Below are 12,243 nucleotides of genomic sequence, written 5' to 3' on the forward strand. Positions count from 1 at the left end.
TCAGGCCGGCCTGAGCGGCCGGCGTTTCTTCTTCACCAGGGCGTCGGCCAGCATCTCGAACAGCGTGCGCGCGGCCGGCGCCATACTGTGATTGCGTTTGCTGATCAGTCCCAGCGTGCGTTCCACCGGCGGATTCACCAGCGGCACGCCGACAATGCTGTCCGGCCGCCCCGGCAGCACCGACAGGCCGGGCACTGCCGCCACGCCCATGCCGGCCTCCACCAGCGCCAGCACGCCGGATACGTGGTTCACCTCGCACGAAATCAGCGGATGTTTTTCCACCCCGGCCAATGCGGCATCGAGCACGCTGCGGTTGCCGCTGGACTTGGCCACTGAAATGTAGCGCTCGCCCACCGTTTCCTTCCAGCTCAGCGACTTGCGGCGCGCCAGCGGGTGATCGCGCCGCATGGCCAGCACGTAGCGCTCCACGTAGATCGGCTCAAACACGACTTCCGGATCTTCCGCGCCGGTGAAATTGATGCCGAAGTCGGCCTCCCCGGACAGCACCAGATTCAGCACATCCTGCGCGCTTTCGTCATGCACGCGCACGCGGATGCGCGGGAAACGCTGACTGAACTGCTTCAGCACATCGGGCAGGAAATGCCAGACCGCGGACGGCACGCACGCCAGCGTCACCGTGCCGGTGCGGTGCGCGGCCAGGTCGGCCACGCCCAGCACCGCGTCTTCCAGCCCGTCCAGCGCGGTGCGCACATTGACCAGAAAGGTCTGGCCGACATTGGTCAGCTGCACCCGCCGCGTGGTGCGCTCAAACAGCTTGACGCCCAGGCCCTCCTCCAGCTTTTCAATGCGCCGGCTCAGCGCCGACTGCGACAGGAACAGGTCGGCGGCGGCCTGGCGGAAGCTGGCGCGTTCGGCCACGGCAACGAAGGCGTGCAGATCGTGCAAATCATAATTGATGCGCATGGTGCATTAATCCACGTAAAAATTGCGATTATCAAATTATGCCATTTGGCGCATCATCGCTCCACTGAACAACCAGCCTCGACAAGAAGGCCGTCCTCAAAGGAGACCATGTGCGCCATTTCTGCGCCCTCACCGCCCTGCTCATCGCCAGCGGCGCCTGCCCAGCCCAGAGTGGCATCAGTCTGTACGGCATTGTCGATGTCGGCGTGCGCAGCAGCAACGGCCTTGGCGCCAGCAATGCGCCAGCCGCCGACCGCAGCAGCGCCGTCAGCAGCGGCGTCGATGAAACCAGCCGCTGGGGCCTGCGCGGGCGCGAGGCGCTGGACGCTGGCTGGGCCGCGCTGCTGCGGCTGGAAGGCGGCATCAACGCCGACACCGGCGCCACAGCCAAGAGCGACCGCCTGTTCGACCGTCTGGCCTGGGCCGGGCTGGCAACCCCGTACGGCACGCTGGCGGCCGGACGCCAGACCAATCTGCTGTCCGATGCCCTGATCAGTGTTGATCCGCTCGGCAAGCGCGACGCCAGCTTCAACCCCAACGTCAACATCGCCGGTTTGAGCAACACCGCCTTCGGCACCCATGCCTTCGGCCGGCAGTACGGCCCCAGCGGCTACAACGACAATTTCTACCGCCTCGACAACACGGTCAAATACACCGTCACCAGCGGCCCATGGCAGGCGCGCGCCGCCTGGTCGGCCGGCGAAGTGGCGGGCGACAACAGCGCCGGCGCCGCCCACGGCGTGGCCCTGGCCTATCAGTGCCAGGACTGGACCGTGTCCGGCGCCAGCATGCAATTCCGCAGCCGTGACGATTTGCCGCTCGACGCCTGGACGCTGGGCGCGGCGCTGCGCATCGACGGCTGGCAGCTCAAGGCTAACGCGGCGCGCAACAAGGCCGACACCGGCGCCGGCAAGTCAGTCACCCAGCGCGTGCTGTCCGCCGGCGTCAGCCGTAATCTCGCGGCCGGCCTGCTGCTCACCACCGCCCTGTACAGCGTGCGGCGCGAAGCCACCGGTTTGCCCGACGACGGCTTCGACCGCGCCTTCCTGTACCTCGAAAAATCGTTATCGCCACGCACCACCGCCTACGCCGAAGCCGACTACACCAGCTGGCGCGGCGACGCCGCCGGGCTGACCGGCAGCCGCGCCAACGACCGCCACGGCAGCGGCGTCACGCTCGGCCTCATGCACAAGTTCTAACGCAAACAAGGAGTTCCTATGCGACCGCATCATCTCAAACGCAGCAAGCTGGCCGCAGTGGCCGCCATAGCGCTGGCATTCGGCGCCGCCGCCCCGGCCGCCGACCTGCATGTCGTCAGTTCGGGCGGCTTCGCCCAGGCCTACAAGGATCTGTCCGCACCGTATGAGCGCAGCAGCGGCGACAAGCTGGTGTCCGCCTGGGGCCCCTCGATGGGCAACACCACGAACGCCATCCCGGCGCGCCTTGAACGTGGCGAGCCGATCGACGTGGTGATCATGGTGGGCGACGCGCTCGACCAGTTGATGGCCGCGGGGCGCCTGGAACCGGGCAGCAAAGTGGTGCTGGCCAACGCGCCGATCGCCTGCGCGGTGCGCCAGGGCGCGGCGCGGCCTGACATCGGCACCGTTGACGGCCTGCGCAAAGCTTTCCTGAACGCGCAGCGCGTGGCTTATTCCGACAGCGCCAGCGGCGAATACATCAAGCGCCAGCTGCTGGACAAGCTGGGCATCCGCCAGCAGATGGAAGGCAAGGCGGCGCAGATCCCGGCCACGCCGGTCGGCGAGATCATCGCGCACGGCGAGGCCGACTTTGGCTGCCAGCAGCGCAGCGAACTGAAACCGGTTACCGGCATCGACATCGTCGGCCTGATCCCGCCGGAAGTGCAGCTGCACACGCAGTTTTCCGGCGCCGTGGTGCGCGGCGCCAGCCAGCCGGAGCGCGCACGCGCCCTGCTGCGCTTCCTCGCCGCGCCCGTCAATGCCGCCGCCATCGAAGCCACCGGACTGGAGCCGGTCGCCACCGCGCACTGAACATTCTTACTGAAAGCCCATCATGAACACCCAATCCACCGCCGCCGCCGACAGCCGTGCCGCCACGGCGCCGGCCGCCGCCAAGCCGGCACCGGCCAACAAGCCCTCCAAGCTGGGCGCCGTCATCCGCGTCACCAGCGGCAACTTCATCGAGATGTACGATTTCTTCCTGTTTGGCTTCTACGCCAACCAGATCGCCGCCGCCTTCTTCCCGGCCACCAGCGAATACGCGGCGCTGATGATGACCTTTGCCACCTTTGGCGCTGGCTTCTTCATGCGTCCGCTGGGCGCCATCTTCCTCGGCAGCTACATCGACCGCATCGGCCGCCGCAAGGGCCTGGTGCTCACGCTGGGCATCATGGCGTCCGGCACAGCGCTGATCGCCTTCGTGCCGGGCTACGCCACCATCGGCCTGCTGGCGCCGCTGCTGGTGCTGATCGGCCGCCTGCTGCAAGGCTTTTCGGCCGGCGTGGAACTGGGCGGGGTGTCGGTGTATCTGTCGGAGATGGCGACGCCGGGCAACAAGGGCTTTTATGTCAGCTGGCAGTCGGCCAGCCAGCAGGTGGCGGTGATCTTCTCCGCCGCGCTCGGCTATGGCCTGAACCACGCCATGCCCAAGGACGTGATCGCCGACTGGGGCTGGCGCATTCCATTCTTCATCGGCTGCTCGATCATTCCGGTGGTGTTCTACATCCGCCGCTCGCTGCAGGAAACCGAGGCTTACCTGGCGCAGAAAAGCCATCCGACCTTCCGCCAGATGATGCGCACCATCGCCGTCAACTGGCCGCTGGTGACGGTCGGCGCCATGCTGGTGGTGCTGACCACGGTGGCGTTCTACATGATCACCGTCTACACGCCCACCTTCGGCAAGACCGTGCTCAAGCTGAGCACCGAGGATGCGCTGCTGGTGACGCTGTGCGTAGGCCTGTCGAACTTCATCTGGCTGCCGGTGATGGGCGCGCTGTCGGACCGCATCGGCCGCTGGCCGGTGATGGTGGCCTGCGCCGCGCTGACCATGTTGACCGCTTATCCGGCGCTGTCCTGGCTGATCGCCAACCCGAGCTTTGGCAACATGGTGATGGTGGAACTGTGGCTGTCCTTCCTGTACGGCAGTTACAACGGCGCCACCATTGTCGCCCTGACTGAAATTATTCCGGTGCAGGTGCGCACCACCGGTTTCTCACTGGCCTACAGCCTGGCCACCGCCTTGTTCGGCGGCCTGACACCGCTGCTGTCGACCTGGATGATCGAAGCCAGCGGCGACAAGGCCGCACCCGGCTACTGGATGGCCGGCGCCGCCACCATCAGCCTGATCGCCACCGTGCTGGTGTACCGCGGCATCGTCAAGGAACGCGGCTGAAGTCCCCGCGCCGGGCGGCGCTACTCCGCAAGATTCCAGCGCCGCCTGATTCGCGCCAGCTCACCGTTCTTCTGCAGCGTCAGCAATCCCTGCTGCATTCTCTGGGCCATGCCAGTGTCCACGTGCTGCCCTACGGTGAAGTACAACGGCACGCGGCCCATGATGACGGGCAGCACACGCACTTGCGGCTTGACGCCGCTTTCAAGCAGCAAGGAATCCAGTCCTTGCACGCGGTGCAGGTAAAACCGGCCACGCCCGGCCAGCAGCTTCTTGAGATTGTGTTCGGAACTGGCTGCGCTACTGTCGAAGGTCACATCGGCCTGCGACTCGACCAGGTGCGAGGCGTACATGCCGCGGTCGCTCAGCACCACGCCCTGCGCGCCCAGCTTGCGCACATCTTCCCAACTGTTGACGACGACATCATCGTTTTCGCGTGCCACCAGCACGTAGTCGATATGCCACAACACCGGCTGCAGATAGACGAATTGCACGGCACGCTGGGCGGTATGCGCCAGACCGCAGACCACGTCCTGACGGCCGGCGCGCGTTTCCGTCATCGCGCGCATCATCGGCATCCAGTTCTGGTCGCCAACAAAGCGCATGCCCGGATCGGCGCGTTCCAGCGCGCGCAGCAAGTCGACGCAGAGCCCCACCACTTTCTTGCCCGGCCCCGCCGCGAACTTCGGTTCAGTATTGATATGCGCGGAAGTGTGGAGTTCGACTGCGCCGCCTTGAACAGCCAACAGCGCCGCGGCGGCCGCCAACATGCCTCGCAAGGGGAAGCTGGACCACATGACACCTCCCGTCAGGGTGTTAATGCCAAGACAGTATCATAATTGGTCCAGCCAAGGGATAGTCAGTGATCCGTGTGCAGATACGACGGGGTTTTCGGCAGACGCAGGCTGACCAGGAAAGCGATTGCCATCATCACCGTCACGTAAACGTAGAACCAGCTCTCGTGGCCGAGATTCTTGAACGACAGCCCGACAAACTCGGCCGAACCGCCGAAGATGGCGTTGGAAATCGCGTACGACAAACCGACACCCAGCGCGCGCACTTCCGGCGGGAACATTTCGGCTTTCACCAGGCCGCTGATCGAGGTGTACAGGCTGACGATGGCCAGCGCCACGGTAATCAGGACGAAGGCCAGCACCGGGCTGGTATTTCCATGCAGGATGGCCAGGATAGGATAGGTCGCCAGCGCGCCCAGGGCGCCGAACAGCATCATCGAATGGCGGCGGCCGATGCGGTCGGCCAGCATGCCGAACAGCGGCTGCATGCACATGTACAGGAACAGGCAGCCGGTCATCACCACGCTGGCGGTCTTGGCCGGCATGCCTGCCGTGTTGACCAGGTATTTCTGCATGTAGGTGGTGAAGGTGTAGAAGATCAGCGAACCGCCGGCGGTGTAGCCCAGCACGGTGAGAAAGGCGGCACGATGGTGCTTGAACAGGTTGGCCAGCGTGCCGGCTTCCTTGCTGTTGCGGTCCTCGGCCTTGATGGTTTCATGCAGCTGGCGGCGCAGCATCAGCGACACCAGCGCGGCCACCGCGCCCACCGCGAACGGCACGCGCCAGCCCCAGGCCTTGAGTTCGGCCGAGGTCAGGAACTGTTCCAGGATCACCACCGTCAGCACCGCCAGCAGCTGGCCGCCGATCAGGGTCACATACTGGAACGACGAGAAGAAGCCGCGCTGGCCGCGCAGCGCCACTTCGCTCATATAGGTGGCGGTGGTGCCGTACTCGCCGCCCACCGACAGGCCCTGGAACATGCGGATGATCAGCAGCAGGATCGGCGCGGCCACGCCGATGCTGGCGTAGGTCGGCAACACCGCAATGGCCAGCGAGCCGCCGCACATCATCAGCACCGAGACCAGCATCGATTTCTTGCGGCCGACGCGGTCAGCCAGGCGGCCGAACATCCAGCCGCCGATCGGCCGCATCAGGAAGCCGACCGCAAACACGGCCGCTGATTTCAGGAATTCGGCGGTGGCATTCCCGCTCGGGAAGAACTGGCTGGCAAAGTAGATCGAGGCGAAGGAATAGACGTAGAAGTCAAACCACTCCACCAGATTGCCGGAAGAGGCGCTGATGATGGCGAAAACGCGCTTGCGCCGTTCCTCGACGGTGTATTGCGGCTGTGGGGGTTCATGCATGTTCATGCTGTTCTCCTGAGATATTATTCTTGGGTGGGTATGAAACCAGCATCGCATATCGACGGCGCCGCGGCATCCGCAACTTTGGCGCGGCCTGCTCCGTAAAACTACGGAGAGCACCCCAATTTACGTGCACAACTGTTATTGTTCTCCTATTTGGCCACGGAGTATCCATGCCGTCCCTGCTCAACCCGCGTCACTGGCGCAGAGCCCTGGCCGTCGCCGCGGCGCTGGGGCTGATCGCCGCCTCGGGGAACTGGGCCGAGCAACGTGAACTGGAGGCCAAGATGGAAGCCTTGCGCCAGGCCAGCGCGGCCCACGTGCTGGGGCTGCGCGGCCTGGTGGAAAAACATGACTTCCTGCCCTACGCTGCGGCGCGCCATCCGGAAGTGCAGCATCTGCTGCGCGCGCCTGCCGATGCGGCGCTGCGCGCGCGCGTGAACCACTATTTCGCGGACCTGCAAACCACCACCGGCGCCGCCGCGCTGTATCTGGTGGACCGCAGCGGCATGACGCTGGCCTCCAGCAACTGGAACACGCCGTCCAGCTTTGTCGGGGAGTCCTACCGCCAGCGGCCGTATTTCGAAGATGCGCTGAAAGGAAAGCGCGGCCTGTTCTACGGCCTCGGCCTGACCACCGGCCAGGCCGGCCTGTTCATCGCGGAGCCGGTGCGGATCGGCGCCGAGGTGCTGGGCGTGGCAGTGGTCAAGATCAGCCTCGATCCACTGGAACGGGTGTGGCAGCACAGCGGCTACCCGGTGGCGCTGCGCGACCGCCACGGCATCGTGTTCCTGAGCGCGGTGCCGGAATGGCTGTTCCACAGCATCGCCCCGGTCTCCGGCGCCGATAGCGCGTGGATCGGCGCCCACGCCCAGTACGGGCTGCGCACCCGCTTCGATCTGCTGCCGTGGGACATCACGGCCGGCAAGGATACGCCGGGCTACACCCTGAAAACCTCGCTTCAGGGGCGCGGCGCCAGCCTGCTGGCGCTCGATACGCCGCTGCCGGAGCTGGGCTGGACGCTCACCGTCACCGAGGACATGCGCGACGTCCAGCAGGCCAAACGGGCAGCCTTGACGCTGGCCACCCTGGCCGCCGCCGTGCTGCTGCTGGCCGTGCTGTACTGGCGCCTGCGCGAGCGCCGCTTTGCCGAGCAGCAGGCGGCGCGGCTGGAACTGGAGCATCGGGTCGAGGAGCGCACGCGCGACCTGCAGGAAGCCCATGCGCTGCGCAAGGCGATGGAAGACTCGCTGCTGGTCGGCATCCGCGCGCGCGACCCGCAGGGCAAAATCATTTACGTCAATCCGGCGCTGTGCGCCATTGTCGGCTACCGCGCCGACGAGCTGCTGGGCCGCTACCCGCCCTACCCTTACTGGCACCCGGAGGACCTGGAAAAACAGGCGCGCGAAAGCGACGAGGCCTTGCAGGGCCGGGCCGCGCCCAGCGGTTTCGAATCGCGTATCCGCCACAAGGACGGCCATGACGTCATCACCATGGTCTACACCGCGCCATTGATCGATCCCGATGGCGTCAACCGCGGCTGGCTCAGCTCGGTGGTGGACATCACCGCGCAAAAACAGGCCGAGGCGCGCCAGCGCGATCAGGAAATCCGCCTGCAGCGCAGCGCGCGCCTGGCCAGCGTGGGCGAGATGGCCTCCACCCTGGCGCATGAACTCAACCAGCCGCTGATGGCGCTGTCCAATTTTGCCGTGGCAGCGCGCGCGCTGGCCGGGCGCGCCTCACCGGACATGCTGGCCGGTGCGCTGGACGACATCATCGAACAAGCCAGGCGCGCCAGCGAGATCGTGCGGCGGGTGCGGGCGCTGATCAATCCCCAGCGCGGCCACTTTGAAAGCTTCGCCGTCGCGGACATCATCCTGCACGCGGAAGCGCTGCTGAAACCGGAGTTGCAGCGCGACGGCGTCACCCTGCAGCTGTCGATGGAAAACCCGGCGGTGCAGGTGCGCGGCGACAAGGTGCTGCTGGAACAGGTGCTGGTCAACCTGATCCACAACGCCCTGCAGGCCATGCAGGAGCAGCCGCGCCAGCGCCGCTGCATCTCGCTCAGCAGCCAGCGCAGCGGTCCCTGCCTGCGGATCGCGGTCAGCGACCAAGGGCCGGGCATCCCGGACGACCAGCTGGAACAGGTGTTCGCGCCCTTCTTCACCACCAAGCCCGACGGCCTGGGGCTGGGGCTGAACATCTGCCGCACCATCATCGAAGCCCATAGCGGTATCATGACGGTCGAAAACCGCGCCGGTGGCGGCGCCACGTTCTCCTTCACTCTTCCTATCGTGCCATGAAAGACGCTCCCCTCACCCTGTACGTTGTCGATGATGATGAGGCTCTGCGCCGCTCGCTGCTGCTCCTGCTGTTTTCACAGGGTCTGGCGGTGCAGGCGTTTGAATCGGGCGAAGCGTTTCTGGACGCGGTCGACCTGCGCCAGCCGGGCTGCGTGATCCTCGATTTGCGCATGGGCGCGATGAGCGGGCTGGCCGTGTTCGAACACCTGCGCAGCCAGCATAGTCCGCTGGTGACCTTGTTCCTGTCCGGCCACGGCGACATACCGACGGCGCTGGAGGCGGTGCGGCGCGGCGCCTACGACTGGGTGACCAAGCCGGACACCCAGCAACTGCTCGACAAGCTGCCGGCCGCCATCGCCGAAGCGCGCGCACGCGGCCAGGCCCTGCGCATGTGGGAAGAACTGACCGCGCGCGAACGCGAAGTGGCGCGCCTGGTGGGGCTGGGACAGCCGAACAAGGAAATCGCGCGCGTGCTGGTGCCGCCCTGCGGCCCGCGCTCGGTGGAAACCCACCGCGCCAACATCTTCAACAAACTGCAGTGCGCGAACGACAATGAACTGGGGCGCTGGCTGGCGGCGCACCCGTGGCTGGCGTGAGCAGATCAGGGCCGTTGTCAATCTACCGTCGCGCAGCTTTCCTCACGCACCCTCTGCGGGGTGCGTGTGCTAACCGCCAGCTTGCGGCTGACCGTCGACATCGACACTTCGCGGGCCGGCAGGGACTCCAGCCAGCTGGACAAAGAACACCAGCTTGAACAACAAGAACACCAGAGGCGGCTGCGTGGTGGGATCGATAAAGTCGATGCTGACCTCGGTCTGCGCCGATGTACGCGTCAGCCGGATGTTCATTGGCGCAATCAGCTTGACGTACTTGCTGATGCGCTCCAGCGCACCGGCCAGATTGGCGCTGCACAGCGCGGCTAAGAGTTCAGGAATTGGCGCGTTGCGCGTTGATGTGGCGCGATCGGCCAGTGCTGGCCGCCGCGGTCGCAGGCAAAGTAGTGCCTGTACTCCTATCAAAACGCGACGAAAGCAAGCAGATAAAAAAACGATACTCATCACCGGCGCCTCCTCCGGCTTCGGCATGCTGTTGGCAAACCAGCTCCATCAAGAAGGCCATCTTGTGATCGGCACCAGCCGTGAGCCAGAGAAGCACACCGGCAAGCTGCCGTTCAAGCTGCTGCGACTGGCTATCGACGACGACCGCTCCATCCAGGCGTCCAGGGAAACGCTGCTTCAGCACACGGCCAGACTTGATGTACTGGTCAACAATGCTGACTACATGGTCACCTGCATTGCCAAAGAGACCTCGATTGAGCTGGGCCGACAGTAGTTTGAGACTAACTTCTGGGACACGGTCAAAGTAACGACTGCCCTGCTGCCGCAATTCCGCGCCCAGAAGCAGGGACCAATTATCACGGTCAGTTCCATTGTTGGCCTGATCGGGCCGCCCAACCTGTCATTCTATTCGGCGTCCAAGCACGCCGCCGTGCCACGAAATTTTATCTGTGCAAATACATTGCGCCGCGCGCGGACTTCCTGAGCACCATTGATGACGCGGGCGGCTACGGTGTATCGCTTTATCAGATCGCGGATGACCAGGACATATGCGCACTCACCTCAGACGATCCGATGATCAAACATGGCGTCGGTCACGATGAACATCGTGTCATGTTGCACGTACAAAGTTGAGCATACCGTCGTTCCACCAATGACGTTCCAATTGCTTGGCCACACCAGAAAACGGCCAGACCTGCACGCATGCCAGAAATAAGATATGATAGCCATCATGCAGACAAAACTTAGTAAACGCACAGGCATGAGCCGCAAGGAAATATCGCACGACCGCATCCTTGAGGTGGCGGCGCGGGCTATCCGCCGCAGCGGCTATGACGGCACGGCGGTGGCGGACATCATGAAGGAGGCCGGCCTGACCCATGGCGGCTTCTACGCCCACTTCGCCTCGCGTGACGCCCTGCTGGCTGAGGCGGCCGACCGTGCAGGCGCCGATTCGGTCGCGCTGGCCACGCGCGTGGTGGCGGCGGCACCGCCCGGACAGGCGCTGCAGGCGATCATGCGGGCCTATCTGTCGCCCGAGCATATCGCGGCGATTGAGAACGGTTGCCCAGTGTCGGCGCTGGGGTCGGAAATGCCACGCCAGTCGCCGGAGGTGCGGCGTGCCGCCACGCTGCACATCAAGGAGATGATCGATCTGATCGCACGGCAACTGCCGGGCTGGGGCAAGCAGGAAACGCACGAGCAGGCGATGGCACTGCTGTGCGCGCTGATCGGCACCACCATGATTGCGCGCGCGGTCGACGACCCCGCCCTGTCGGAGGCTTTGTGCGCCGCCACGATGAAGCAGTTCAACCCTGCGGCCGAGTGAGCTGATCGGCCGTTTTTTTTAACACGAAATATGATAAACATCATATTTTTAAACCTGCGAGCGGGCGAAGGAAAACCATGAAAGCATTCATCCTGAAAAGTTACGGTGGACTCGATAAAATCGAATTCACCGAGATGCCGAAGCCGGCAATCAAGCCCGATGAAATACTGGTGCAGGTCCACGCTGCCGGGCTTAATCCAATCGATTACATGATCCCCAAAGGGATGTTCAAGCCCATCATGCCGATCCGCTTGCCGCATGTGGTGGGCAGCGATCTGGCCGGGATTGTGGTCGAAACAGGGAGCCGGGTGACCCGTTTCAAACCCGGTGACGCGGTATTCGCCAGCATCTTCGACCTCCCTGGCGGCAGCCTGGCCGAATTCGCAGCCGTGCCGGAGCACGCCGCCGCGCACAAGCCCCCTAACCTCAGTTTCGTGCAGGCGGCCGCCATTCCCATGGTCGGCCTGACCTCCTGGCAGGCGATGCGCGAGCGGATGCAGCTCCAGCCCGGCCAGAAAGTGTTCATCCCGGCGGGGTCCGGCGGCATCGGCACGTTCGCCATCCAGCTGGCCAAACAGTTGGGGGCGATCGTGGGGACCACCACCAGCAGCGCCAACGTGGAACTGGTGCGCAGCCTTGGTGCGGATGAGGTGGTGGACTACAAAAAACACAGCGCCGAGCAAGTATTGCGGGACTACGACGCCATCCTGGGCACGCTCAGGGGCGACGCGCTGGAAAAGTCGTTGACGATACTGAAGCCGGGCAGCCAGGTGGTCTCGCTGATCGGGCCGCCAGACGCCGCTTTCGCCCGGGCGCGCGGGATGAACTTCCTCATGAAGACCGTCTTCAGCCTCCTGAGCGCCAGGATCATCCGGCGCGCCAGGAAACACGACGCCAGTTATGCCTTCCTGTTCGTCCGTCCCGACGGCGGCCAGCTTGCCGAGATCGGCAAACTGCTTGCCGAGGAACGCATCCGGCCGGTGATTGATACGGTGTTCCCGTTTGCGCAGGCGAAGGACGGGCTGGCTTACCTTGAGCAAGGCCGGTCCAAAGGCAAGCTGGTGGTGCAGATACGGCAATAACGGCAGACATTTACCTACATTTGAA

10 protein-coding genes and 1 pseudogene are annotated in these 12,243 nt (G+C 64.6%); 8 read left to right on the forward strand and 3 right to left on the reverse strand.

From position 1 onward, the window contains the following. Positions 1-924 carry a LysR substrate-binding domain-containing protein gene (locus ABDW57_RS09215; protein WP_343729908.1) on the reverse strand — a complete coding sequence of 308 codons (924 nt, stop codon included), beginning with the start codon at positions 922-924 and terminating at the stop codon, positions 1-3. Between the two features lie 110 nt (positions 925-1,034). Between ABDW57_RS09215 and ABDW57_RS09220 the strand changes: the two genes are divergently transcribed. Genes ABDW57_RS09220 through ABDW57_RS09230 form a run of 3 tightly spaced genes read left to right on the forward strand, consistent with a single transcriptional unit; the run spans position 1,035 to position 4,293 of the window. Further along, entirely contained in the window at positions 1,035-2,123 is a 1,089-nt protein-coding gene (locus ABDW57_RS09220; protein WP_343729909.1) for a porin, read from the forward strand. An 18-nt stretch (positions 2,124-2,141) separates the two neighbouring features. Further along, complete coding sequence (locus ABDW57_RS09225; protein WP_343729910.1) at positions 2,142-2,933, forward strand: substrate-binding domain-containing protein; 792 nt, start codon at positions 2,142-2,144, stop codon at positions 2,931-2,933. A 22-nt stretch (positions 2,934-2,955) separates the two neighbouring features. Beyond that, positions 2,956-4,293, forward strand: coding sequence for an MFS transporter (locus ABDW57_RS09230; RefSeq protein ID WP_343729911.1), 1,338 nt, complete (start codon positions 2,956-2,958; stop codon positions 4,291-4,293). 20 nt (positions 4,294-4,313) lie between these two features. On the opposite strand, the gene ABDW57_RS09235 is transcribed toward ABDW57_RS09230, so the two are convergent. Beyond that, positions 4,314-5,087, reverse strand: coding sequence for an ABC transporter substrate-binding protein (locus ABDW57_RS09235; RefSeq protein ID WP_343729912.1), 774 nt, complete (start codon positions 5,085-5,087; stop codon positions 4,314-4,316). A 62-nt stretch (positions 5,088-5,149) separates the two neighbouring features. Further along, positions 5,150-6,448, reverse strand: coding sequence for an MFS family transporter (locus tag ABDW57_RS09240; RefSeq protein ID WP_343729913.1), 1,299 nt, complete (start codon positions 6,446-6,448; stop codon positions 5,150-5,152). A 173-nt stretch (positions 6,449-6,621) separates the two neighbouring features. On the opposite strand from ABDW57_RS09240, the gene ABDW57_RS09245 reads away from it, so the two are divergent. The 5 genes and pseudogenes from ABDW57_RS09245 (at position 6,622) to ABDW57_RS09265 (ending at position 12,218) form a co-directional block, all read left to right on the forward strand. Next, the gene (locus ABDW57_RS09245) at positions 6,622-8,751 is read left to right on the forward strand and encodes a PAS domain S-box protein (protein WP_343729914.1); all 2,130 of its coding nucleotides are present in this window, start codon (positions 6,622-6,624) and stop codon (positions 8,749-8,751) included. Then, on the forward strand, positions 8,748-9,347 hold the full coding sequence (locus ABDW57_RS09250) for a response regulator (RefSeq protein ID WP_343729915.1): 600 nt from the start codon (positions 8,748-8,750) through the stop codon (positions 9,345-9,347). The genes ABDW57_RS09245 and ABDW57_RS09250 overlap by 4 nt, the downstream gene beginning before the upstream one ends. 280 nt (positions 9,348-9,627) lie before the next feature. Beyond that, positions 9,628-10,293 (forward strand): annotated as a pseudogene (locus tag ABDW57_RS09255) (SDR family NAD(P)-dependent oxidoreductase). A gap of 276 nt (positions 10,294-10,569) precedes the next feature. After that, a complete protein-coding gene (locus ABDW57_RS09260) occupies positions 10,570-11,136 on the forward strand; it encodes a TetR/AcrR family transcriptional regulator (protein ID WP_343729916.1) in 567 nt (188 codons plus the stop codon). Between the two features lie 77 nt (positions 11,137-11,213). Continuing rightward, positions 11,214-12,218 (forward strand): NADP-dependent oxidoreductase, encoded by a 1,005-nt coding sequence (locus tag ABDW57_RS09265; RefSeq protein WP_343729917.1) that lies wholly within the window; start codon positions 11,214-11,216, stop codon positions 12,216-12,218. Positions 12,219-12,243 lie beyond the last annotated feature (25 nt).

Origin of the sequence: Duganella sp., assembly GCF_039595735.1 — a bacterium.
In the GTDB taxonomy this organism is placed as follows: Bacteria; Pseudomonadota; Gammaproteobacteria; order Burkholderiales; family Burkholderiaceae_D; genus Rugamonas.